Below are 25,174 nucleotides of genomic sequence, written 5' to 3' on the forward strand. Positions count from 1 at the left end.
AGAGGTTCCTGTGTCTTTATATGCTGAATTACATCGCCATCTAGGCGGTTCTGTTGTACCTCGTATTCTTTGGCGGTATTTCCATCGCAGCGATTCTGAACTGGCTCAACGATTTCCGAACTATCCAGAGTTTGAAGAATTTTACACGCGACCCCGCAATACCCTGGATGAGTATTTAGAACTACATACGCTGGTGGAAAGTACGCAAACGTCAGAAACTTTGCCCTATTTCATCTATCGGCTGATTCGGGGTGCTTATATCTTTGAGAATTTGGCTTATTTGGAGCTGCGATATACACCGTATCTGCGTACGTCCGAGCATTTAAGCCAATCAGAACGAATTGACCAAATGGCGACAATTGTGGATATTGTCGGCAAAGCCAGTCGGGTGCCTGAGTATCCGATTGTGACCAGCCAAATTCTGTGTATGCACTCGCGGCTCCCTTATGAGGTGAACCGGGCGATTGTTGATTTGGCAGCACAGAAGAAGGAGTATGTCTGCGCGGTGGACATGGCGGGAGGAGATGCCCAAATTTCCGAGCGTCTAGATGAGTTTGTCCAATTGTATAAGGATGCGCGATCGCTCGGTGTTAAAACCACGGGTCATCTCTACGAAACCCCTTCTGGCTGTTATCCGGAACTGCTGCCGTATTTGATGCGAATTGGTCACGGCATCCAAATCCCCCTGCAATACCCAGAATTATTACCACAATTGGCTCAACAAAATCAGTGTTTGGAAGTATGTCCTACCACGTACTTAAAAACAGGCACGTTGGAGGATATGCGTCAACTCAAACTGGTGTTTGACCGCTGTTTTGAAGCGGGTGTAGATATTGCCATCTGTACTGATAATGCTGGATTACACAATGTGCGTCTGCCTTTTGAGTATGAGAATCTGCTGACACTGGATATTATTGATTTTGAACAGTTGCAAGCTTGTCAGGAGGCGGCATTCCGTCATGCCTTTGCTTGGCCTTACAGCCAACGTCCGGCATCACTTTTGACAGGATTGCTGCACCCTGCATCCACGAATGTTTTATCAGCCAGTAGTTAGGACATTAATCGAGAAATCGATAGCAATTCTCATTTTAATTAAATACGGCACAAGAACCTAATTTATTCTTCTTCTCGATGCTGACTTATCTCCAAATCGCTAAAGTCGAGTTGTCAGAAATGAGTGAATTCAATACTTGCGAGTTGGAGGAATCAATGAGTGTTTGAGCTGGCGATAAGCGATCGCGCAGTGTCAGCATCGACCGGCTTCGAGAAGAAATATCCTTGGGCGTATTCGCATTGAAGCGATCGCAGTTGAGCAAGTTGCTCTACGGTTTCCACACCCTCTGCGATCGCATTCATTCCCAGATTGTGAGCCAGCATCACGATTGTCCGGACAATCTCCAGACTCTCATTATCCCCTGCCATCTGGGTGACGAAAGATCGGTCAATTTTCAGCTTATCGATGGGAAAACGACGCAAGTAACTTAAGGATGAATAACCCGTCCCGAAGTCATCCATATACAACTGAACGCCCAGCTTTCTCAGTCGCCAAAGCATCGCTGATGCAGATTCAACATTTTCCATAATGGCGCTTTCAGTAATTTCTAGTTTTAAGCTGCTAGCATCCACGCCAGTTTCCGCGAAAATTTCAGCGATGCGTTCCACTAAATCAGGTTGAGAAAACTGTTTACCTGAAAGATTTACGCTGATACTCAAAGGGATAGAACTCGGAAATTGAGTCTGCCATTCGCGCAATTTGGTACAAGCTTCGCGCAGTACCCACCAGCCAATCCGAGTAATCAATCCGGTTTCTTCTGCAACTGGAATAAACTCTCCCGGAGAAACAAGACCGCGTTCTGGATGTTGCCAACGTAACAGGGCTTCAAAACTAACAACCTGGTTAGTTTGCAGAGATACAATCGGTTGATAGTGAAGAAGAAATTCTCCCCGTTCAGTCGCTCTTTGCAAATCAGTTTCTAACTGAAGCAGCGCCACTGCACGGGCGTGCATATTTTTATCAAAGACCTCATAACGAGCCTTCCCCAGTGCCTTCGCTCGATACATGGCGATATCAGCATCGCGCAGGAGATCCTCTGGATGCTCATAACCCCCATAGTCGGGGTAAGAAGACCCTGCCCCTACAGCAATGCCAATACTGGCGGTGGTAAATACTTCATGCCCGTTTAAATTTAACGGCAAAGTCAGTTCCTGATGGATGCGATCGGCAACATGGGTAGCATCGCCGATCCCATTGATATTTTCCAGCAGAATCGCAAACTCATCTCCACCCAGACGCGCTACCGTATCGCCGTGGCGAAGGCTTTTTTCTAGGCGTTTAGCGATCGCAATCAGCATTTGATCGCCGACAATATGTCCAAGGCTGTCGTTGACATTTTTAAATCGGTCAAGATCCAAAAACAGGACGGCAAATAAATAATTCTCGGAATGCTTTGCTCGCTCAAGCGCCCGATGCAAGCGCTCCATAAACAAAGCTCGGTTGGGCAAATCGGTAAGAACATCATAAAACGCATTGTGCAGCAGTTGCTCTTCCGCTTGTTTGCGCTCCGTAATATCCATTTGAATGCCAACAAAATGAGTCACAATACCCTCGCTGTTGTAAATCGGCGAGACATTTAACTCATTCCAAAAATGGGTGCCATCTTTACGGAAGTTGCGTAAAACAACAGTCGCAGCTTTTCCTAACCGCAGCGCTGTTCGCAGTTCCTGTAACCCCGATTGATTGGTTTCTTCTCCTTGCAGAAAACGGCAATTTCGTCCGGTGACTTCCGCCGCCGTATAACCTGTAATCCGCTCAAATGCCGGATTCACATAGATAACAGGTAAATCGGGCAGTCTGGCGTCAACGATAACAATCCCATTACTACTAGCAGCGATCGCGCGATCGCGCAATCGGGAAGTTTCCTCGACCCGCTGGCGTTCTGTCACATCCCGAATCACCAACACCCAATTGCTCGTTCCTAAACCCGCCTTGGCGATCAACGGTTGAGCGACGACTTCAAAAACCTGGCGCTGTACTCCCTCCAGCACCACCTCATGGCAAAACTTTCCCTCGCTCGGTGGCTGTAGCAGCTTCTCTAGAGACTGCTCTCCTAAAAAAGTCACAATATTGCTCGGAGTAGAACTCTGGTTTTGTAAGAGCGCCAGATACTTCCAAGCCGCCTGGTTTGCCAGAACAATCCGCTGGTTGGCATCCAGTAGCAGCACTCCCTCCGGCAAATTTTCTACCAAGCTCTCTAAATGTTGTTGTTCAGCAGCCAGCAGCGTCCGCAACCGCTGAATAGAGGCAGAAGCCTGGTTCGCCACCGTGTACAGCAATCGTACCTGCTCTTCAGTAAATGCTCCCTCCGCTTGAGCTGCCACGAATAGCAGTCCCACCACTTGGTTGCCTTCAGCATTAATAATCGGCACTTGGAAAGACGAACCCAAACTGCGAATGGGCGATCGCGTTCCATCAAATCCCTGTGGCTCTATCGTTGTAATTGGGCATTGCTCCGCCTCTAGTTGGGTATTTTTCCCCCTCATGCGGACAAAAGTTTTGAGCAGCCGCTGTTGGATTTCCTCCTGAACTTCCGGCGCGAGGGTGCAATTCGGTTGGATGAAAACATGGCACAAGTCTTCAGTCATCAAGATGCTCGCTGAGACATCATGGGGCACGGCACGATGCAGGTGTGCCAACATCAGTCGCACCAATTCTTCGTAGTTTAAGGTGTAACCCAGTTGCCAAAAAAGCTCGTACAGCATCTCCAAAGTGCGGAAGCGCATCTGACTCGCCTCCAACTCTCGTGCCTGCTGTTCCAAAGCACTGACCAAACGCTGTCGCTCCATCACGGACTCTATATACTTCAACTCGGAGCCATCCACGGGTTGCAAGACCCGATAATCCTGAATTTCTATTGGATCTATCTTTAGGAGGAGGTCTTCCTCATCAATTTTTTTCAACATAATACGAGGCTTTTTATAATTCAGCAAAAATTTTAAGGAAAGCAGCAAAGCTACAAGCAGTTAGTCCTCAAGCAAATAAGAAACAGCATCAAGGGCGCTCTTCGCTAGATGCGAAGAAAGCGATCGCCAGTCTGCAAACGTGCGGCAAATCATGGCTAGCAATAGATGCAGCCAAAAATCCCAGAATTTAGCAGACACCCTTGGCGTTGTCTTTACGAAATAACTCCCCGATCGCGGTATTTATCCTGGCAGGTACTCCCTTAGCGCTTTCCGGGAGAGCCTACCAAAGGCTTTTTATTGATTTTGGCGCTTCAACAATCTGACCACGGTCAATTTGTCTAATGATATTGTTCCCTGTTTTGTAGTATTCGTCGATACACTATGTCAAAGATGGGGGGTTCTACCCATACCAGAGGTTGATCGATTTGGTGGAGTAGGATACAGCTTTCCAGCCTTCTTTCTCGTTATCCGTAGGAAGGCTCTTTTTAGTAAAAGCAACCAGATATAAATTTAAATTTCTCCGTAAAAGCCTTCTTGGACGCTAACTCCCTTCCCTTGGCGAATCGTGTAAGGATAGGGGCGGGTGTCAGAGTGAGTCCCTCTAGATTTACGGACTTGAAGTACCCGAAAACCTTGCCCCGTCTGACCCATCTCACCCCAGTTTGGAACGTACACATCCAGAACGACATCGTAACTATTAAGCAAGCTGTAAAGAATGCTCTCATTGAGCGTTTTGGGGAGAATTGTGTCAAATAATGCCACATCCAGTTGCCGCAGCAGACGGTTCTTGCGTTCGATGAAGGTGATGAACTCATCCGGAGCATATTGGACAGCAAGCGGGGTCAGAGAATCTGTAATCAACCGACAGGGTTTGGGCATTGCCCGCAGGTGACGCTCGATATCGTAGAGAAAGCGTTCCATATCAGTCAGGTCAATATATTCTTCGCTAGAGAAAGGATGAGTATCTAAAATACGCAGGTGTTGCGATCGCAAATAAGACTCGATCTCGACTCCGAACACTTCCATTTGTTGGCGTAGCAAGTAGCTAGGAGCCTCTGTGGCAATAAAAAGAGAGCTTTCCCCTCGTTGCAATCCCTCAATCGCAAATTGCTGAGCGAGCGTCGTCTTGCCGACTCCCTGTTCTCCCCGCACCAACCAAGCAGAACCGTAGAAAATTCCCTCCCGTGCGATCGCGTTTAACGGCGAGAAAGCCAGTAGGGGCGGTGTCTTCATTCCGCTAGTTTTTTGCTCAGTCGGTGCCAGATATAACACCTCAATGCCCTGATGACCGATTTCCATGCGGTGGCGACCTGGCACATGGTCGGCGGCTCGCATTTTGTAAACTTCTATGTAGCGTCGGCGCTGAAGACCATTGACATCTGTGGAAAGGACAATCGTCCCATCCACCACGGTTTCTTCCACCCCAAAGCGAGAAAGGCGGTTCACTTCGCCTGCGGGAATATTCGAGATCAGGAAACCCACCGCACCAACCCGCTGCACCAGCGTAGACAATTGGAAAGTTTTTTCCCGCTGCACTGCCAAATCTTTCACTTTGTGCAGGAAAACAGAAAAGGAATCGACCACAAAGCGCGAAGGCTGGAAACTTGCGATTTCCTGCGCCATGCGCTCTAAGTGTTCCTCGACCCGAATCTCTGTTTGGGGAATAAAAATGATGCGTAATAAGCCTTTTGCTTCCAAATCTCGAGGATTCCAGCCGAAACCTTCTGCCATCCGGAACAAGCGATCGCGCGTTTCCTCAAAAGAAAACAGCAGTCCCTTCTCTCCCTGATGAGCGCCATTCACGAGAAACTGCACGGCAAGCGTCGTCTTACCCGTTCCAGAGACACCAGAAAGGAGGATAGAGCGCCCTCGTGGAATGCCACCGCGAAGAATGTCGTCTAGTCCCTTAATCCCTGTAGATACCGACTCGCTTTCCCCCTCCAAACTTGTTTCCCGACGTTTCAGCGTCAGCATCGAACCCAAAACCTGCACCCCCCCATCGGTGAGCGCAAACGGGTAAGGCACCATCTCCGTCGCTCGACCGCGCATTTTGTATACCTGGAGAAAACGCTGCTGTTCCCCTTCCTGGAGCGCAATGTTTAGATAAATAATGCCATCAGCTACCGCAAATTCTGCCCCTTCACCAATATCCGAGCGGTCATATTCCCCTAATAAAAAGGCGGTACACCGCGCACTCGCTAGACGAACAGAGAGGTCATAACAGAAGCGACGAAAATCGCTAACTTCATTCGACAAATCGCGGATGGCTTTAAAGGAATCAATCGCCAGAATCTCCGGCTGGTGTTTCGCTACGCTAGCAAGGATATAGTCGGCTAATTCGGGCAGGGAATGCTCGCGGATGAAAGGCCCGATATCCTGATACAGTACCTGCTCCCCGAACACTTCTGCATCAAAGAAGCTGAAGCACTGCATATAGCGCACCACCTTCAACGTTGGCTCAGAAAGGGTCGTGAGGTAGAGAACTTTGGCAGTGCTGTGATTTCGGATGTGGTTGAAGAGCATTTGCTGCACCAGGATTGTCTTACCCGTCCCCGGTTGTCCAGCAACAATATTTAGCGAATAAACAGGGATGCCTCCGCCCATTACAGCATCTAAGTTAGGCACACCTGTCGGTATTAGTTTGATATTGCTCATCCCTCAGCCCTTTTCCAGTTGTTGTTTTAACTGCTGCACGAGGGGTTCCACCTTCCGCAACAGGATTCCACCCGTTAAATCGATCAGTAGAGCCATTACGTTATCAGTAAAAGCCATCAGTCCAGCTCGGACTTCTGTTCGCTCCAAGGCATCTAAATTTTTCTTCAGTCGGTCGAGGCAAATTCCACCGCTATCAATAGTAATTTCTTGGCATAGCGGATGGTCTCGGCTTGCTTCTAAAAGGGCACTCCGAAAAACGGCAACCGTCGCCGTCTCGCCAATTAGACCGACAATGCGTTCCCATAGCCGTTCTAAAAGTTCGCTAAAGATTTCTAAAGTCTCTTGTTTGCCTGCTTCTAGCATTTCTGCTTGGGCTTGACGCAGTGTTGTCTTTTGGCTATCTTCATCCGTGGATTCTGTCATCTCCAACCTTCTCACGGCTCCTGTTCGCCGACGCCAGACTCTCCAGAAGACTTCTGTTAAAGTCTGCTTGACTTTGCAAAGAACCCTAGTCCGGTAGCATGTTTGTAAAATTTACCGTGCTTTTTATTACTGATTTCTACCAGAACCCTCTCTGCTAAGGTCAATTTAACGGTAATTTCTTTATTTTAGGCTCCGGATTCTATTGGAAATGGTAACTGGCGGCAGTTGGGCCACTGGCTCCGCTTGAGTATGGAGAGGAAGAAACCTCCTCAATTGCCGTGAACGGTGGAATTGAGGACGGTTTTTGGTAAATCTACCCAACTGAGATGTCCTTAATTGGGGGAATTAGAGGGCTTGAATCCACTCTTTGACATCGTATTCAGTCCAGATGCCGTTTTGCCAGTAGGGGTCAGCTTCAATTAACTGGCGCACGGCGGCTTCATCTTCCGCCTCATAGATGCCGAAGACTTTAGTGATGTCCTTCGTCGGGCCAATCGTCATCAGAATACCCGCTTCTTTTTGGGCAGCAAGACCGTCTAGATGCGCTTGCCGGTAAGGCGATCGCTTTTCCAAAACATCCTCGCAATAGCTTCCCCACATTACGTATTTAGGCATGGTTAATAGCAGTAAAGTTTTGAGTTTCGAGTTTTGAGGGTTAAATCAACATTCAACCCTCAAAACTTTATTTAACTTCTCAGATTAACGCCGAATTTCTCAACGAGAGCTTCGCGGACTTTTTGATGCACTGGCTCGACCTCTTCATCGGTAAGCGTGCGATCGCTAGCTCGATAAACTAAGCGAAACGCTAAGCTGCGCTGTCCTTCCGGGACATTTTTCCCTTGATATTCATCAAACAACTCGACCGATTCTAGTAGGGATGTCCCCTTGTGTTTGTCTGCAATGGCAGCTTTCGCGATCGCTCGTTTCAAGTCTGAGACAGAAACCTGAACCGAGGCGAACAAAGCCAAATCCCGGCTGGATGCTGGAAAGGTGGAGTAAGGCTTGAATAAAGGCGTCCGGTTTTCCTCTGCATCCAGGTAATCTAAGACAACATCCAAATCCAGCTCAAACACGTAGACTTCATCAGGCAAGTCTCGTTCTTGCCGGAGTTGGGGATGGAGTTGCCCAAACGTTCCCAATCGGTTTCCCTGTACCCACAAAGAAGCCGTGCGTCCGGGATGCAGCCGTGGATCGCGGCGGTCTGGTTGATATTCTACTGGCAGGCTGAGTTGCTCAAATACACTTTGCAACACTCCTTTGGCTTCAAACCAAGTCATCGGTTGTGGCTTGCCTCCTCGCGTCCAAGTGCCTTGGGTAAAAGTGCTTCCCCCTAAAATTCCAGCAACCGAGTCAGCTTCGATCAGTCCATCCTCTTCCCGCCAGAAGATCCGACCCATTTCAAACCCGTTTAACGGACCGTTACCCTGTTCTAAGTTGTACTGGAAGGCGTCAATCAAGGCGGAAATCAGCTCAGTTCGCAGAGACGAATATTCTGCAAACATGGGATTTGCGATCGCGACTTCTGTATCGTTCTTAGTTTTCGCCACTGAGTAAGAGTAATGCATGACTTCTGTCAATCCGGCTGCGCGGAAAGCTTCCCTCATCTGACGCATCAGCATCTGATCGACAGAAAGGTACCCCGGTTCAGTCTTATCTGGTAGGGTGTCGCAGAATTTGTTATAGCCGTAGAGGCGAGCAACTTCTTCAATTAAATCGATTTCTCGCTCCAAATCTCGGTAGCGATAGGGCGGTACTTTCACCGTCCACTTCAGGGATTCAGAAGGATGAAGCTTAGAATCTTCTTCATTCGTCCTGGTTCCGCCTTCATCTTTTTTCGTCACTTGCTGTAGCTGACACCCCAGCGCCGTTAGGATGCGCTCCACATCTTCAGCGTGAACTTCCCCTGTAGTTTCAGTATCTCCCATCTCTACTGGGCCTAAAACGTGATTTACCCGGTCTAGACGCAGTTCAATCGAACGACTCCAAGTTGAGGGGTCGGGTCTGGTGTCGGCAATTTCTTGTGCTACGGGAGTGCCGCCTGCAAACTCCGAGAGCAGCGCGATCGCTCGTTGACAAGCAATTCCCAATTCTGCCTGATTGACGCCCCGCTCGTAGCGCCCAGAGGCTTCTGTCCTTAAGTTTTGACTGCGTGCCGACCGGCGGATTGCCACCGGGTCAAACAAAGCAGCTTCTAAAATTAAATTTTCAGTCCCCTGATACACTTCTGTTTCTTCACCGCCCATGACTCCCGCCAGCGCTACTGGTTGGTCGTTGGCAGTAATCAGCAGATTTTGCGGTTGCAAGGTACGGGTTTGACCGTCCAGGGTTTTTAGGGATTCCCCTGTATTGGCAAAGCGCACCCCAATCTGGAGCGGTGAGGTTCCCCCGCCACCACCACTTGCCACGGATTGCAAGCGATCGCGGTCAAAGGCGTGCAACGGCTGACCCCATTCCAGCAAAATATAGTTGGTAATATCTACCACGTTGTTGATGGGTCGGACTCCAGTGGCTTGTAATCGCCCTTGCAACCATGTCGGAGAAGGCGCAATTTTGACCTTTTCGATGACCGTCCCGATGTAAGCCGGACACGCTTGACCCGAAGCAATTCGCAACTTCAGACCGCCATCCCCCTGCGGGATTGACACTTCTGGGGCTTTTGGAAGTCGCAGGGCGGCACCCGTCAGCGCCGAGACTTCCCGTGCGACGCCGACCATACTCAAAGCATCAGCACGATTTGCCGTTGATGTTAAGTCTAAAATCACATCATCTAAGCCCAGGAGCGATCGCACATCGCTACCCAGTTGAAGATTTTCCTGCCCAAAAATATGAATTCCTGCGGACTCTTTTGCCAAACCTAATTCAGCTAAAGAGCAAATCATCCCCTCAGAAGGAACGCCCCGGAGTTTAGCCGGTTTAATTTTCAGATCAACAGCAGGTAGATAAGTCCCGATGGTGGCGATAGGCACATAAATATCTGCTCTGGCATTGGATGCCCCACAGACAATATTTAAGGGGGACGTTCCCCCCACATCGACCGTACACACCCTGAGTTTATCTGCATTCGGATGGGGTTGAATCTCTAGAACTTTCCCGACCACCACCCCATCCGCCCAAGTGCGGCGGTCTTCAATATCTTCTACTTCAAACCCAGCCATTGTTAGCGTGTGCGCCAACTCCGCCGGAGTCATCGTCAAGTCAACCAATTCTTGTAGCCAGTTCAGAGAAATACGCATTTACGCTTAAGCTTTTACTTACCTCAGCCCGATCATTTTACCGTTTTGTACAGCTGAAGCATTCCGGCGACGAGTGGGGAAAGCCAAAGATAGAAATGCCCGCAGACGCAGCCTTCTGGGAGAGTCTTCCGGGAGGGTGAGTGCGATCGCTTCTCCAGGTGAGCGTGTTGCTTAGCACCATCCCCCTCAGCTTCTTTGTTCCTTTGTTCTGCCAAAATTTTGCCCTCCCTTCCAGATAGCATGAGTGTTTTAGGGGTAACACCAATCACATCTAGCGCTTCCGGATGTGCTATCAAAGATATGGAAACAATTTTTGTGCTTAATCCCGATCCGCTTCTTTTGTTCGCCAGTTGTTTGATTACAATTTAATACCGTCTCTAACTGCAATGTTTGAGAAAAATCTTGGCAGTTGCAGGAGTACATCGTTTTTCAATTCTTTAAGCAAAGATTAATCGTCTTTAGCAACTCTTTAAAGAATTGTCCGTAAATGTACCATGCTTATTGTTTATTAATGCCTCGATAATTTAAGTTAGGGTAGCAATATCCGGTTTCAGCATCCCGGTGAGTCTGCATGAGCTACTGCCTCAATCCCGCCTGTCCAAATCCGCAAAACCACGACCACGCCGAAGTTTGTCGGTCCTGTGGCTCAGAACTCCTATTACGAAAGCGCTATCGAGTCAGTCAAGCGCTGGGGCAAGGAGGTTTTGGAGCGACCTTTTTAGCTGAGGATGAGTCTTTGCCTGGGGAGCCAAGTTGCGTAATCAAGCAACTGAGACCAGCAACGACTGTAGCCCACGTTTTACAAATGGCACGCGAGCTATTTGAACGAGAAGCCAGAACCTTGGGGAAAATCGGCAATCATCCCCAAGTGCCACGGCTGCTGGATTACTTTGAAGACAACCAGCAGTTTTACTTAGTGCAGGAGTATATCAGCGGCTTGACGCTACAGCAGGAGGTTAAAGGATCGGGACCTCTAAGCGAAGCTGGTGTCAAGCAATTCTTAAGCGAAATTTTGCCCGTCCTGCACTACATCCACAGCCAGCAGGTGATTCACCGGGACATCAAACCCGCCAACTTGATTCGCCGCGAACAAGACCGCAAACTGGTTCTGATTGACTTTGGAGCAGTGAAAAACCAAGTCAGTCCGACAACGGCAAACAGTAGCTCCGAGCAAACCGCTTTGACGGCTTACGCAATTGGGACACCTGGATTTGCCCCGCCCGAACAGATGGCAATGCGCCCGGTTTATGCTAGCGACCTGTATGCACTGGGAGTCACTTGCGTTTATCTGCTGACTGGAAAATCGCCAAAAGACTTAGATTACAACCCTTCAACGGGCGAAATGCTCTGGCGAAAGCAACTTCAGATCAGCGATCATTTTGCCGATGTTCTCAAGAAATTGCTAGAGGTTTCGGTTCGTCATCGCTATCAGTCTGCTGAGGAAGTGTTGAGAGCGCTTGACCTTGAACCGTATCTCGACAGCTTGGAGCAAGGCTTAACGACTAAACCCAATAGCTCCCAGCGACAACCACAAACAGGCAATCGCTACACCAACTCTGGAGACTTAAGCAGTCCAACGCTTTCCTCAGCCCCTTCGACTGGCACTTCCGCCTCAGAACGTCTGGCGATGGCAATTCGAGCACGTCGAGAAAAGTTAGGCATGACCGGACCGCAAACCGGGGGAAGTATGTATAAACCAAGTCCTGCTACCGGCTCTGGTTATCCGCCGACGATGCTCAAAAATAGCGGTTCTAACGGCAATGCTAAGTCAAAACTTCCTGCCAAGTTGGATGCTGTTGGCGTGTTAACTGCCTACACCAAAGGTAGACGAGACTTTGCCTCTCAAGATTTAAGCGCGCTGAACCTGCAACGAGTTAACCTATCAGGAGGCATTTTTCATCAGGCTAAGTTAGCTAAAACCAACCTTCAGGGCGCTGACTTGTCAAGTGCTGATTTTGGCAGGGCGAATTTAGTTGGGGCAATTCTGAAGGAGGCAAATTTGGGCAGGGCTTACTTCAGCACGGCAAATTTGGAAGGAGCTGACCTACGCGGTGCAGATTTGAGCTTTGCCTATCTCAATCATGCGAATCTCCGAGGCGCAAATTTGTGTGGTGCTAATCTCACAGGGGCAAAAGTTAGCGAGGAACAGCTATCGCAGGCAAAAACGAATTGGGCAACCGTTTTACCGACTGGCAAAAGAGGTTTTTGGTAATTGAAAGGAACTAAGCGCAATAAGTTTTGAGTAAGAAGGGAGTTCTGTAATTCAACACTGAAAACTTTAAAGTTTTTACCAATGACTCTTTGGGTTAACCAATTGGTAGAACTTGCACCGGCTCTCCAGATGCAATGAAGGTTTGACCTGCTGGTAAAACAGCCAGACCATTAGTTTGAGCAAGATTAATTAAATTACCGGAACTGTGACTACCGCCAGCCAAATGAAATTCATAAGCACCGTTTGCTAAATTCATGTTGCCCCAGAGGTAGCTTTCTCGTTTGCCGTCTGAACGCAAATCGTGATGCGATCGCGCTTGTACAAACTTTGGCTCCCAGCCATCAGCAAGACCCGCAAGTTTTCTCACGGCTGGCTGTACAAATCGCCAAAAGCTCACCAAAGAGGAAACTGGATTGCCCGGTAGACCGAAGTATAAAACAGGACGCTGGGCGTTGGGAAATCTGGCGACGGTTAAAGGTTTACCAGGTTTAACCGCAACAGCACGGATATGAATCTCCGCACCGAGTTGGGCAAGAATTTCATCTACATAATCGTAGTCGCCTACGGAAACGCCGCCGGAAGAAATGACCACGTCAGCGGTAGCGACGGCTTGCGCGATCGCTCTCTTGAGTGTCTCTGGTTCATCCCTAATAATCCCCAGCATTTGAGGTTCTGCGCCCGTCTGTGCCACTAACGCAGCGAGGGCGTATTGATTGGAGTCTACAATTTGACCAGACTTGAGGGGCTGATCGGGTGTCACCAATTCGTCGCCTGTGGACAGAATTGCTACGCGAGGGCGTCGGTAAACGGGTAATTGAGTACACTGAGCCGCTGCTAAAATAGCGATTTCTGGAGCATTGAGTTTAATTCCCCCTGGCAAAAGCGGAGTTCCCGCCTGGTAGAAAGCTGCCCGGTGACGCACAAAGGCTCCTAATTCTGCTGGAGCTGTGAAGATAAACACTTGCTTCTCCTCCCGTCGCGTCACTTCCTGCATCACTACAGTGTCAGCGCCCTCTGGCATCACCGCACCTGTCAAAATGCGGGCGGTTTGCCCAGTTTGGAGCGATCGCTGCGGTTGATATCCGGCTGGAATCTCTTCTACAATTTCCAGCACCACTGGCTGTTCGGCGCTAGCTCCCTGCACATCGGCAAATTGCACCGCATACCCATCCATTGCTGAATTCGTCCAGTGGGGAAAATCCAACTCGCTCGTCACCGCAGCCGCTAGAATCCGACCATTGGCACCAGAGAGGTCTACAACCTCAGCATCCATCTGGTTATCTAGAGGTTGCACTAAATCGAAAATGATTGCCTCTGCTTCTTTAACCAACAGCATCGCCATCAATCCAGCCTCTTCTCAAGAATTGTCTAAAAAATTGTCAGTTAGTAGAGACGCTGATTCATCGCATCTACAGGTTAGTTGCATTGCCTAGTGGCTCTTTTAACCAAGATATCGGTGAGTCGCTTTTGTCTATCCAATGAAACCCGCCGATGCCAGTTAGTTGGTGGACGCTTTTTTGGAGAGCCGTACCCCTACAGTCATCGCTATCAACACATTCATCGACAACAGACAAAAAGCGGTTAGGTGAAAGCTTAATATGGAAATAGACCGTCGGAAAAGCTATTTTTCATGCGTAACGAACTGACCAACCGCCGATTACCTAAGGTGCCAATTGAGCGACGGTGTATTGCTTTTGCGATTGATTTTCTAATTATTTGGCTCTTTAGCTTGCCCTTTGGGGCAAATACTCCGGGTATCCCGATTGCACAAATCTTGGTTTTCATTATCGCATGGCTAGCTGGGCGAGTGCTTCTGGTTGCGCGAAATCAGGGACAGAGTGTGGGACGCTGGGCTTTGGATATGAAAGTCGTCGATCCCAAATACCGCAAAACTCCTGGGCTTTTTGAGTTATGCAAGCGCGAAGGGATTCTGGGATTCGCTGCTGTTTTGGCGATGGTGGGACTGACCATTGGGGTGTCGAACGGGGTCTCTTTACTGCTGCTGATCAGCCCTCTAGCAGTGGATTGTGGAGTGGCTTTTGCAGATGCTGAGTGGCAACAAGCTTTTCACGATCGCGTTGGGCGAACTTGTATCGTGCAGACGCGCCGAGGTTATTCTTTAGATATCCGCGTCAAAAAATTACTTGCTCAAGTGACTCGTCGTATGAAATAATATTGGTTTGTGTTTAATTTTGTCCTCTTGAATTTTGTAGAAATAGCATTATGGCAAGTAAGAAGGGGGCGCGCCTGATTGTGACGTTGGAATGCACCGACTGTCGCACCAACATCGCCAAGCGATCGCCGGGTGTTTCCCGATACACAACCACCAAGAACCGCCGGAACACGACGGCGCGGATTGAATTGAAAAAGTTTTGCACCCACTGCAACCAACATACCGTCCACAAAGAAATTAAGTAATCATCAGTCCTGAGTCATTAGTTTTTGATTAATGACCAATGACTGCTGAGTGCTGAGTGCTGACAATTAACAACGAATCACCAACGATGACTTACTTCCGTCGCCGCCTTTCCCCAATTAAACCTGACGAACCTATCGACTACAAAGATGTCGATTTGTTGCGGAAATTTATTACAGAGCGGGGTAAAATACTGCCTCGCCGAATTACAGGTTTAACAGCAAAGCAACAACGAGATTTAACCGTAGCAATTAAGCGGGCACGCCTTTTGGCTCTGTTGCCCTTTATTAACCCTGAAGGTTAACTCAATTTTGGATTGGGGATGGGTGGATTTTGGACTTAGATCGAAAATCTACAATTTACAATCGCCACGCCGCTAAACTGGTAGATAGATGGGCTGTCCAATGAATGCTACTGCGTAAGCCAAAAACTTGTGGAGAAAGGAACGTTAATTGAGTTTCGGCTGCATGGAGAGCGGCGTCTTGCTGTTGCAGAACGTCAAGAAGGCAAAACGCACTGGATTGTGGTAGACGAGAAAGGTCAATCCCACACCATCCATCCCCGACAAATGACCTATAAGATTGCAGGTGAAAGCTATAAACCTGCACAAATTTCCAGCTTCCTCCAAGAGGTACAGCGCTATCTGGACCCAACTGGCTTGGAGGTAGCATGGGAATTATTGGTAGAGGATGGAACGAGCGTTACAGATGTGGAAATGGCGTCAGTGCTGTTTTCTGACAAAAGTGCCCCCCTATGTTACGCAGCGTACTATTTGCTATCTGAAGATAGACTTTATTTCAAGCAAAAAGGCGATCGCTACGAGCCGCGTCCTGCTACTCAGGTAGCAGAACTAAAACATCAGATAGAAGTCGAAAAAGAACGGCTCTTGCGGCGGCAAGAATTTGTAGAGCGCGTGCAAAAGGCGCTCGCTGGCGAACAGGTAGAGTGGGAACGCCGCGAACGTCAACGCCTGGAAGCCATTGAAAAATATGCGGCTCTGTTGACAGATGTCGTTCGTGCTGGACTCAATCAAGAATCTCTGAATCGCGCCTATCCCCCTCCAGCACCTGTTTTGGAAACAATGAGCGAGCTTGGACGCCCTGGAACTCCCCAAGCTGCGTTTCAACTGCTGGTGGATTTGGGATTGTGGAGTCCTCACGAAAATCTATATCTGCGGCGCAGTCAGATCCCCGTTCACTTTCCAGACAAGGTGATAGAAGTGGCTAAGCAGTATGCTGAGTTCGCGCCGAACGATTCGGATGAGCACCGATTAGATCTGACTCATTTGAAGGTGTACACGATTGATGATGAAAGTACAAAGGAAATAGACGATGGATTGAGTATGGAAACCCTCGCCGATGGGCGTCAGCGGCTTTGGATACACATTGCCGACCCCTCGCGCTTGGTTTCCCCAGGAGATGAATTAGACTTAGAAGCTAGACGGCGTACCACAACGTTGTATTTACCGACGGGGATGATTCCGATGTTCCCGCCGAGTTTGGCAACCGGGCCGATGAGCTTAGTGCAAGGAAAAATTTGTTGGGCGCTGAGCTTTGGCGTGCTTTTGGATGAAAAAGGTGCCGTAGAGGACTATTGCATCAGTGCCAGCTTAATTAAGCCGACCTATCGCCTGACTTACGACGATGTGGATGAGATGCTGCAACTGGGTATCCAGGCAGAACCAGAGATAACAGCGATCGCTTCTTGGGCGAAACGTCGCCAATCATGGCGGCAGTCCCAAGGCTCGATTAACATCCATATGCCAGAGGCGATGATTAAAGTAAATGGTGACGAAATCATCATTGAAATTTTGGAAGACTCACCCGCACGCCAATTGGTAGCAGAGATGATGATTCTCACGGGTGAAGTGGCTGCCCACTACGGCAAAACTCACAATATTCCTCTGCCCTTTCGCAGTCAACCCCAACCCGAACTTCCCTCAGAAGAGGAACTATTGCAGCTGCCCGCAGGACCTGTGAGATTTTGTGCAATGCGGGGATGTATGCCTCGTAGCGAAATGAGCCTCACGCCGGGTCGACACGCCGGTTTGGGGCTGGAAACCTACGCTCAGGTAACATCTCCAATCCGCCGCTACAGCGACTTGCTGGCGCATTTCCAAATAAAGGCGCATTTACGCGGCGAACCCACGCCATTCTCAGCGCAAGAGTTACAAGAAGTTATGCTGGGTATCGGCACCGCCTCCCAAGAAGCAAGGTTAGTAGAACGCCAGACAAATCGTTATTGGGGGTTAGAGTACCTGCGGCGTCATGGCGATCAGGTTTGGCAAGCGCTGATGCTGCGATGGTTGCGAGAAGATGACCGATTAGGATTAATTTTGTTAGAAGATTTGGGATTAGAGTTGGCGATGCGGTTCACCCACTCAGTGGCACTTGGCGATCGCTTAGAAGTCCGAGTCAGCCATGCCGACCCCCGGCAAGATGTCATTCAGTTCCGCCAGCTTATCGATCAGGAAGCTCAGCCAGCGGGCACGTAAAAAAATAGTGCAAAGGATTGATTCGACAGGACTGAGTGAGAAAATAGTGCTGAGGACTACCTCAAGAGGAAGAAACAGAAAATAGATTTCACGTTTCCCCTGATGTTTATTTTTTACCTCAACGATCGGTCTTCAGCTTTCAGTCCTCAGTCCTTTCCAGCGGGGCGAGAAAAGACAAGCTATGAATAACATTCGCAAAACTATCGCCATTGTCGGAATCACCACAGTAATTGGTGGAATTCCTACTGCTGTCTACGCTCAGTTGCCGCCCAGCCAGTTACTGAGTGCAGCTGATAATAATAAGGCAACGATGAGCGCGGTTGATTTATACAACCGGGGCGTTGATAAACTAGACGCCGGTGATTATGAGGGGGCGATCGCAGACTTTGACGAAGCGATCCGTCTTGCTCCCCAGGATGCAGAGTCTTATTACAACCGGGGGTATGCCCGTCACATCCTCGGAGCTTATCAGCAAGCGATCGCAGATTACACTGAGGCGATTCGGATTAATCCTGAGTACGGAAATGCTTACGGCAACCGGGGATATTCCTACTATCTTCTCGAAAATTATCAACAAGCGATCGCTGATTCTACAGAGGCGATCCGACTCAATCCCAAAGATGCAAGTGTCTATATTAACCGAGGCAATGCTCGCGACGATCTAGGAGAAACTCAAGCCGCAATTGCCGATTTTAACCAAGCTTTACAAATCGACCCCAAGAATGCCAGAGCTTATTACAATCGGGGTTTAGCTTACAACCGGCTAGGACAACATGCCAAAGCGCTTGACGATTATACTCAGACGGTAAATTTAGATTCTAAATTTGCTGAAGCCTATTACAACCGCGCAATCACCTACTTACGATTGAATAATCGTCAAGCCGCAGTTGCAGATTTTAAGAAATCCGCAGACCTTTTCAAGTCCCAAGGAAGAACAGAAAGTTACCAAGACGCCCTAGAAGCGACAAAAAACCTTCAACGGTAAACCTACGTTCAATTCAAAGTAGAAGGCAAAAGACAAAAAAACGAAATTATGTTTCTTTTTACGTTTAACTTTTTACTTTTGCCTTATTTCACCCGTTCCTGAAAAGTATCAGGTGGGTGCTTAGCCTACATTGGATGCCGAAATAGCAACAAATATTAAGCTGCTAAGCAAAGCGATCGCGCCAATTCCCATGAAGAGATAGTTGCGCTTTTGATCCTGGGTTGGCGGTTCTGCTTTGTAAACTTTTGGTTCTACTGCAAAATTGTTCAAACGTCCGCCGTCTTCGGTTGTATATCGCATGAATGATATCCTTATCTGGGATTTATTTTGTAAATAATTGTAACAAAGAATCGGGTCAATGTACTCTATCTTTTGCATGAATTATTTACACTACTTCCGCCAGAGGAGAGAATCTTGGTACCGACTAAGTGCAGGAGTGCCAAGGAGAGGTTGAACTTACATTCTCCTCAGCCCCTTTAGCCTTTAACTGGTAATCGTGCCAGTCAGGGGAGAACTGGGGTTGGCGTAGACTTTTACAGGGATTCGTCCGGCTTGATAGGCGAGACGCCCAGCCTCAACACCCAGAGCCATTGCGCGACCCATCGCGGCAGGATTTTTTGCCCCAGCGATCGCACTATTGATCAACACGGCATCAGCCCCCATCTCCATTGCCTGCGCTGCCTCACTGGGCGTAGCCAGTCCGGCATCCACCACCACTGGCACCCCAGCATTCTCAATAATGATTTCAATATTCGCTGCATTCTTGATGCCCTGTCCGGAACCAATCGGAGAACCCAAAGGCATCACCGTCGCACAGCCAACCTCTTCCAATCGTTTAGCCAGTAAGGGGTCAGCATTGATATAAGGCAGAACTGCAAAGCCTTCCTTCACCAGTTGCTCTGCCGCTTCCAAAGTGCCAATTGGGTCGGGCAGGAGATACTTTAAGTCAGGAATCACCTCTAACTTGACAAAGTTATTGTCTTCTTGACCCAAAAGTTTTGCCATCTCCCGCCCCAGACGCGCCACTCGAATCGCCTCTTCAGCCGTTTTACAGCCAGCCGTGTTGGGTAGCATCCAGATTTTTGTCCAATCCAACGCTTCAGCCAGCCCTTCATGTCCGGGCGCTTTTGTTTGTACCCGGCGCACCGCCACCGTAACAATTTCGCAACCGCTAGTCACAATACTTTGCTGCATTTCTTCGATGCTGCGATACTTGCCGGTACCAGTCATCAGGCGAGAGCGAAAAGTCCGACCCGCAATAATTAAAGGATCGGATGGCAGGGTTTCCAAGGAATGATTCATCTGTAGGGACGAGCCTTGAATTCTCCCGGATTCAGAAGGATGGCTTATTTGAAGCATTTTGGGGGTTGCATTGATGGGTTTAGATCCAGCGTAGAACCTGGAGTAGTGAAAATGGTCTAACAGGGGATCGGACTTTTGCTCCCAAATCAGGTCTGCCACTAAGGAAGCCGTCACGGGTGCCAGCAAAATTCCGTTGCGGTAATGACCCGTTGCCAGCGTTAAATTCTTGCAGGCGCTAGAACCGAGAATCGGCAACTCATCGGGTGTCGCCGGTCGAAATCCCCACCAAAATTCTTGGATGGGAAAGTTCTGCAAAGCGGGATAAAGGCGAATCGCGTTTTCCAATAAGGTTTTGATTCCGGCTGGAGTGTTATGGGGTGTGAATCCCACATCCTCGCTAGTGGCTCCCACGATCAGTTGTCCATTCCGACGCGGCACGATGTAGATTTCCTCACCAAACAGCACCCGCTTGAGAGGCAATCCCTCCTGGCTGCCACCAGGCACTTGCACGGACAACATTTGACCTTTTTTCGGGCTGACCGGAATTGGCAATAATTCATTTGACCAAGCCCCAGTGGCTAAGACATAGTGTTGAGCGCGAAAATCCCTAGATGCTGTTCTGACGCAGTTGATTCTCCGGTTCTGTTGCTGGAGGGCTTCAGCTGCCACGCCTTCATGGATATCTACACCTAATTCCCTCACTGCCACCCGCAAGGCTTGAACTAAAGCCCGATTGTCTACTTGACCATCTTCGGGATACCACCAACCACCAACAACGTCTGAACCCAGTCCGGGTTGAATTTGATGAATTGCATCTTTATCTAACCAATGTGCTAAGGAGTGAGGACTGAGGGCTGAGGACTGAGGATTGAGATAAACGGGTGCCAAGATGCCGCTAGGCCAATAGCCGATAGATACCCCTGCGATCGCTTCCAGTTTGCTTGCCCAGTCCGGATACAAATCCCGACTCCGCAGACATAAATCCAGCATTGCGCCCGTCGGAATCCCTTCTGCTTGGGGTGCTAGCATTCCAGCAGCAGCATGAGCCGCTGCGGAGTTGAAGTCGCGGCACAAGACGGTGACGGTTGCCCCCCGTAAGCGAAGTTCGAGGGCGATCGCTAAGCCAATCGCACCGCCGCCGATGATGAGAATGTCACTTTCTGTATTCATATAGATATAGTTGCTTTAACTAAAATCCGACTCTAAGGCTTTCCATAAATCAACGCATACGCCTTAGAAAAAGATGGCGTCCTAATTTAAGCCTAGTCAAGAAGCGTTGCCAATGAGCGGTAGCGATCGCTTTAGTCTTGGTCATGGCGACGGATTGCTTCGGAACACCAGGCGCTCCGCAAAACCATCCCTCCTCCCCTTTCGGTGATTGATGTTAGCCTCTTCCCGCCCCTCTGCGATCTTCTCCCTGACTGTGAACTCAACTCGGATTCCTAGAAAACAGTCTCTCAAAAATTAATAATTATTCATCAAAATCCCCACTTTACTTGCAGATGCCTCTGTGACCCTTTTGATTAGCCATCTGCTTCAGGCAGTGTAGCCGATTAGGCGAAGTCAATCCGAGTTATAGGTACAGTTTAAGACTTTCTCGACGAGCGCCGTTGTTCGCAGAGTCCTAAATAGCCTCAAATTATCGGTTTCACGTTGTAGCGTGAGCGTCTTCTCTTCGCCCCGACCTTTTTGTCTTTTGTTCCACATTCTTAATTAAGAGAGTAACAAACCTCTTAAAAATTTAAATTGCAGCTTTATCAGCATTTTTAGCAAAATAAAAACATTAAAGAATTATCTATTTTCTCAATAATCGCGATTAGTACCTAATCCATTCCTCCATCCCCTTTATTTTCTGCGGCAGTTGGACAATAATGCAGTTCATACCCAGATAAAAAGCAATCTACGGCTGGCTTTCTTCGGCAGCGACTTTATTCATGCCCTGCCTAACACCAAAGACAACCATCCTGGTTTGAAATGAAACTATAGGAGACGAAGCGCGTGAAACTGTCAGTATACGGAAAAGGCGGAATCGGCAAATCCACAACCAGCTGCAATATCTCTGTGGCTCTAGCCAAGCGCGGCAAGAAAGTCCTGCAAATTGGCTGTGACCCCAAGCACGACAGCACCTTCACCCTGACCGGCTTCCTGATTCCCACAATTATCGACACGCTTCAAGAAAAGGACTACCACTACGAAGATGTCTGGGCTGAAGATGTCATCTACAAAGGCTATGGCGGCGTTGATTGCGTAGAAGCAGGGGGTCCCCCAGCCGGTGCCGGTTGCGGCGGTTACGTGGTAGGCGAAACCGTGAAGTTACTCAAGGAACTGAACGCCTTCGATGAGTACGATATTATTCTGTTTGACGTACTCGGTGACGTGGTATGCGGTGGCTTTGCAGCTCCCCTCAACTATTCGGACTACTGCTTGATTGTCACTGACAATGGCTTTGACGCCTTGTTTGCAGCCAACCGGATTGCCGCTTCTGTCCGTGAAAAAGCTCGGACTCACCCCCTGCGTCTCGCCGGATTGATTGGCAACCGCACTGCTAAGCGCGACCTGATCGAAAAATACATTTCTGCGGTACCAATGCCAGTGCTGGAAGTGTTGCCGCTGATTGAAGACATTCGCGTTTCCCGTGTTAAGGGCAAAACTCTGTTTGAAATGGCAGAGACTGACCCCTCGCTCAACTACGTCTGCGATTACTACCTCAACATTGCCGACCAAATTCTGGCGCGTCCAGAGGGTGTTGTGCCGAACGATGCTCCAGACCGCGAGTTGTTCTCCTTGCTGTCTGATTTCTACCTCAATCCCACCAAGCCAGAGGTGAAGACTGAAGAACAAGAGCTAGATATGATGATGGTTTAGGGAGCTAAGGATGGAGAATGGATCAATGCTTTTAGTGTCAATCTTGACGTGCGTATTGTTATGCACCATTCTCCAAACCAAATTATTTTCACCAGCATCAGCATCAAGTCCAACTGTGAACACCGAGCAGCTATGTCCTGAGCAGCTACGTCCTGAGCAACTACGTCCTGAGCAGCTACGGGAATCGGTCAGAGCCAAATGGCTAGACTACTATCGAAAAAATCACTACTGGCTCAATCGTCTGCAAGTCTGGGTGACATCTGAAGGACAAAGACGCCCTACCTCCAGCTTCATTTTGGCGACGCTATCGACTCTAGACCCGCAATTTAATGAAATGCTTCCCCTGATTGTGGATCTCAATGCAGATCCCGACCGAATTGTGGCGAGCTTTGGGCTAGACTTCGATCCCGACGATGAGCTAGAGGCATTACCGGCGGCTCCCGACGATGAGCTAGAGGCACTATCGGCTGAAAAAACAGATACAGAGGAAGTCAGAATGCTACCTCCATCTGCTGTCAATGTTGCTCAATCAGCCAGTCGTATCGCTGCTAAGGTGGATGAATCTTGCGAGGGAGTTTACAAAAAGCATCGCTTTCCTTGGCAGCGTTAAAAGTTAACACCAGTATTGGCAGGATGAGCTAACAGAAAGTATGACTTTTTTTGAAAACTTTACATCTGCTTTGAAGCAGAAGTTGTTGGAATATTTTCAAGCGAATCGTTCCTGGAGCGCTCTGTAAATGAAGCTTAAGGATGCAGAGATTGTCGCTCGAATCCCAAATCCTGAGTAATTTGTCAATAGTTATGAGTCATTAAATCAGAATTTTTTTGTCTCTGGAATGACTAATAACTAATCACCTTTTGACTAACAATCAATTAAAAATTTGAGAGGAAACCTTTACTATGACCCTTGCGAATACAGAACCGGAAGCGCTTAATTTTGAGTGTGAAACTGGAAATTATCATACATTTTGTCCGATTAGCTGTGTAGCTTGGTTGTACCAAAAGATAGAAGATAGTTTCTTCCTAGTTATTGGTACAAAAACCTGTGGCTACTTCTTACAAAACGCGATGGGGGTGATGATTTTTGCGGAACCCCGCTACGCGATGGCTGAATTGGAAGAAGGAGATATCTCCGCTCAGTTGAATGACTATGAAGAGTTGAAGCGGCTGTGTTTGCAAATTAAGCGCGATCGCAACCCCAGCGTCATTGTTTGGATTGGCACCTGCACCACCGAAATCATCAAAATGGATTTGGAAGGCTTGGCACCCAAGCTAGAATCCGAAATTGGCATCCCCATTGTGACGGCTCGCGCTAATGGTTTAGACTACGCCTTTACTCAAGGGGAAGACACCGTACTGGCGGCGATGGCTGCCCGTTGTCCCGATAAAGCACCCGTGGTAGAAACTGAGAAGAAAGAAAGGAATGCGATCGCTTCTCTGCTCAACTTCGGCAAGAAAAAAGAAGATGTTGCCGCCGATGAATCGGAATATGTCAAGCATCCGCCACTGGTTCTCTTCGGTTCTCTCCCCGATCCAGTTGTTACCAATCTGACACTGGAACTGAAAAAGCAAGGCATTAAAGTTTCTGGTTGGTTACCATCCAAGCGTTACACCGAATTGCCAGTTCTGGAAGAAGGGTACTACGTCTCTGGCATGAACCCCTTCCTCAGCCGCACTGCTACCACCCTGATGCGTCGCCGCAAGTGCAAACTCATTGGCGCACCCTTCCCGATTGGTCCCGATGGCACCCGCGCCTGGATTGAGAAAATCTGCTCGGTGTTCGGGATTGAACCCAAGGGGCTAGATGAGCGGGAAGCGCAAATCTGGGAAAATCTGGAAGACTACGTCCAGTTGATTCGCGGCAAATCTGTCTTCTTCATGGGCGATAACTTGTTGGAAATCTCTTTAGCTCGTTTCCTGGTGCGCTGTGGCATGACTTGCCCGGAAATCGGCATCCCCTACATGGATAAGCGCTATCAAGCCGCTGAATTGGCGCTGCTAGAGAAAACTTGCCACGAAATGGGTGTACCAACGCCTAGAATTGTGGAGAAGCCGGACAACTATAACCAAATTCAGCGTATTTACGAACTGAAGCCAGATTTGGTGATTACTGGTATGGCGCACGCCAACCCACTGGAAGCACGTGGTATCAATACTAAGTGGTCTGTTGAGTTCACTTTTGCTCAGATTCACGGCTTTACAAATGCTCGTGACATTCTGGAGTTGGTGACTCGTCCGCTGCGCCGGAATAACAACCTTAAAGATTTGGGTTGGGATAAGTTAGTGAGAGAAGAAGCGAAGATTTAAGAACCTCGCCCCTTGCCTCTCTCCGCTTTTCGGTGAGGGGTGTAAGAGATAATCAATAGTAGGAGCGATCTGTGCGATCGCTCCTATTACTTTTATCAGTAAAGTTAGGTCATCTTGATAGAAGGGTCGAATTGCGATCGCTTTTTTACCCAACTACAGAGGACGCGAAGGAAGAGAGGAAGCACTCGCAAACACAGGATAACTATATGAACGTGAGTTCGGGATAAAAAAGGGCGGAGCAGATACGCTGAAAGTGCTGAGTTCTCAAGTATCTACCCGCCCATGCTTAGTTTAGAAGCTTTGTTTTGCCACGTCGATGATT

Annotated in this window: 21 protein-coding genes; 11 read left to right on the top strand and 10 right to left on the bottom strand. The window is 48.7% G+C overall.

Features of this window, described 5'->3' with window-relative positions:
- The first annotated feature begins 10 nt into the window (after positions 1 to 10).
- Entirely contained in the window at positions 11 to 1,054 is a 1,044-nt protein-coding gene (locus NDI33_RS06945; RefSeq protein WP_190677860.1) for an adenosine deaminase, read from the top strand.
- 152 nt (positions 1,055 to 1,206) lie between these two features.
- On the opposite strand, the gene NDI33_RS06950 is transcribed toward NDI33_RS06945, so the two are convergent.
- The 7 genes from NDI33_RS06950 to NDI33_RS06980 all read right to left on the bottom strand — a co-directional run bounded on the left by NDI33_RS06950 (position 1,207) and on the right by NDI33_RS06980 (position 10,567).
- A complete protein-coding gene (locus tag NDI33_RS06950) occupies positions 1,207 to 3,960 on the bottom strand; it encodes a bifunctional diguanylate cyclase/phosphodiesterase (RefSeq protein WP_242033240.1) in 2,754 nt (917 codons plus the stop codon).
- Positions 3,961 to 4,020: 60 nt separating this feature from the next.
- On the bottom strand, positions 4,021 to 4,158 hold the full coding sequence (locus tag NDI33_RS06955; RefSeq protein ID WP_190412578.1) for a hypothetical protein: 138 nt from the start codon (positions 4,156 to 4,158) through the stop codon (positions 4,021 to 4,023).
- Positions 4,159 to 4,470: 312 nt separating this feature from the next.
- Positions 4,471 to 6,615, bottom strand: a complete 2,145-nt coding sequence (locus NDI33_RS06960; protein WP_190677862.1) for an ATPase domain-containing protein — start codon at positions 6,613 to 6,615, stop codon at positions 4,471 to 4,473.
- Positions 6,616 to 6,618: 3 nt separating this feature from the next.
- Positions 6,619 to 7,038 carry a hypothetical protein gene (locus NDI33_RS06965; RefSeq protein WP_190677864.1) on the bottom strand — a complete coding sequence of 140 codons (420 nt, stop codon included), beginning with the start codon at positions 7,036 to 7,038 and terminating at the stop codon, positions 6,619 to 6,621.
- Between the two features lie 345 nt (positions 7,039 to 7,383).
- A complete protein-coding gene (locus NDI33_RS06970; RefSeq protein WP_190534645.1) occupies positions 7,384 to 7,653 on the bottom strand; it encodes a YciI family protein in 270 nt (89 codons plus the stop codon).
- A 71-nt stretch (positions 7,654 to 7,724) separates the two neighbouring features.
- Positions 7,725 to 10,271 carry a phenylalanine--tRNA ligase subunit beta gene (pheT, locus tag NDI33_RS06975; protein WP_190677866.1) on the bottom strand — a complete coding sequence of 849 codons (2,547 nt, stop codon included), beginning with the start codon at positions 10,269 to 10,271 and terminating at the stop codon, positions 7,725 to 7,727.
- Positions 10,272 to 10,303: 32 nt separating this feature from the next.
- The gene (locus NDI33_RS06980) at positions 10,304 to 10,567 is read right to left on the bottom strand and encodes a hypothetical protein (RefSeq protein WP_190677868.1); all 264 of its coding nucleotides are present in this window, start codon (positions 10,565 to 10,567) and stop codon (positions 10,304 to 10,306) included.
- 275 nt (positions 10,568 to 10,842) lie between these two features.
- On the opposite strand from NDI33_RS06980, the gene NDI33_RS06985 reads away from it, so the two are divergent.
- Positions 10,843 to 12,483 (top strand): serine/threonine-protein kinase, encoded by a 1,641-nt coding sequence (locus tag NDI33_RS06985; protein ID WP_190412572.1) that lies wholly within the window; start codon positions 10,843 to 10,845, stop codon positions 12,481 to 12,483.
- Positions 12,484 to 12,577: 94 nt separating this feature from the next.
- Here NDI33_RS06985 and glp read toward each other — a convergent pair whose 3' ends face one another.
- On the bottom strand, positions 12,578 to 13,819 hold the full coding sequence (gene glp / locus NDI33_RS06990) for a gephyrin-like molybdotransferase Glp (protein ID WP_190677897.1): 1,242 nt from the start codon (positions 13,817 to 13,819) through the stop codon (positions 12,578 to 12,580).
- Between the two features lie 294 nt (positions 13,820 to 14,113).
- Between glp and NDI33_RS06995 the strand changes: the two genes are divergently transcribed.
- The 5 genes from NDI33_RS06995 to NDI33_RS07015 all read left to right on the top strand — a co-directional run bounded on the left by NDI33_RS06995 (position 14,114) and on the right by NDI33_RS07015 (position 18,378).
- Positions 14,114 to 14,656, top strand: a complete 543-nt coding sequence (locus tag NDI33_RS06995; RefSeq protein ID WP_190412571.1) for an RDD family protein — start codon at positions 14,114 to 14,116, stop codon at positions 14,654 to 14,656.
- A gap of 50 nt (positions 14,657 to 14,706) precedes the next feature.
- The gene (gene rpmG, locus NDI33_RS07000; RefSeq protein WP_190412570.1) at positions 14,707 to 14,901 is read left to right on the top strand and encodes a 50S ribosomal protein L33; all 195 of its coding nucleotides are present in this window, start codon (positions 14,707 to 14,709) and stop codon (positions 14,899 to 14,901) included.
- An 86-nt stretch (positions 14,902 to 14,987) separates the two neighbouring features.
- On the top strand, positions 14,988 to 15,203 hold the full coding sequence (rpsR, locus tag NDI33_RS07005; protein WP_190412875.1) for a 30S ribosomal protein S18: 216 nt from the start codon (positions 14,988 to 14,990) through the stop codon (positions 15,201 to 15,203).
- Between the two features lie 129 nt (positions 15,204 to 15,332).
- Positions 15,333 to 17,393 carry an RNB domain-containing ribonuclease gene (locus NDI33_RS07010; RefSeq protein ID WP_190677870.1) on the top strand — a complete coding sequence of 687 codons (2,061 nt, stop codon included), beginning with the start codon at positions 15,333 to 15,335 and terminating at the stop codon, positions 17,391 to 17,393.
- 181 nt (positions 17,394 to 17,574) lie between these two features.
- Positions 17,575 to 18,378: a tetratricopeptide repeat protein gene (locus NDI33_RS07015; protein ID WP_190412568.1), complete on the top strand. Its 804-nt coding sequence runs from the start codon at positions 17,575 to 17,577 to the stop codon at positions 18,376 to 18,378.
- A gap of 120 nt (positions 18,379 to 18,498) precedes the next feature.
- Here the strand turns inward: NDI33_RS07015 and NDI33_RS07020 are convergent, their stop codons facing one another.
- Both NDI33_RS07020 and thiO read right to left on the bottom strand, forming a co-directional pair.
- Positions 18,499 to 18,678, bottom strand: a complete 180-nt coding sequence (locus tag NDI33_RS07020; RefSeq protein WP_190412567.1) for a ssl1498 family light-harvesting-like protein — start codon at positions 18,676 to 18,678, stop codon at positions 18,499 to 18,501.
- A 183-nt stretch (positions 18,679 to 18,861) separates the two neighbouring features.
- Entirely contained in the window at positions 18,862 to 20,850 is a 1,989-nt protein-coding gene (thiO, locus tag NDI33_RS07025) for a glycine oxidase ThiO (protein WP_190677873.1), read from the bottom strand.
- Between the two features lie 828 nt (positions 20,851 to 21,678).
- Between thiO and bchL the strand changes: the two genes are divergently transcribed.
- The 4 genes from bchL (at position 21,679) to NDI33_RS07045 (ending at position 24,852) form a co-directional block, all read left to right on the top strand.
- Positions 21,679 to 22,545 (top strand): ferredoxin:protochlorophyllide reductase (ATP-dependent) iron-sulfur ATP-binding protein, encoded by an 867-nt coding sequence (bchL, locus tag NDI33_RS07030; protein ID WP_190412565.1) that lies wholly within the window; start codon positions 21,679 to 21,681, stop codon positions 22,543 to 22,545.
- Positions 22,546 to 22,570: 25 nt separating this feature from the next.
- The gene (locus NDI33_RS07035) at positions 22,571 to 23,155 is read left to right on the top strand and encodes a DUF5331 domain-containing protein (RefSeq protein ID WP_190534634.1); all 585 of its coding nucleotides are present in this window, start codon (positions 22,571 to 22,573) and stop codon (positions 23,153 to 23,155) included.
- Between the two features lie 40 nt (positions 23,156 to 23,195).
- Entirely contained in the window at positions 23,196 to 23,282 is an 87-nt protein-coding gene (locus tag NDI33_RS07040; RefSeq protein WP_190677898.1) for a DUF5331 domain-containing protein, read from the top strand.
- A gap of 163 nt (positions 23,283 to 23,445) precedes the next feature.
- The gene (locus NDI33_RS07045; RefSeq protein WP_190412562.1) at positions 23,446 to 24,852 is read left to right on the top strand and encodes a ferredoxin:protochlorophyllide reductase (ATP-dependent) subunit N; all 1,407 of its coding nucleotides are present in this window, start codon (positions 23,446 to 23,448) and stop codon (positions 24,850 to 24,852) included.
- Positions 24,853 to 25,174 lie beyond the last annotated feature (322 nt).

Source organism: Trichocoleus sp. DQ-A1 (assembly GCF_039961955.1).
Taxonomy (GTDB): Bacteria; Cyanobacteriota; Cyanobacteriia; order Cyanobacteriales; family FACHB-T130; genus FACHB-T130.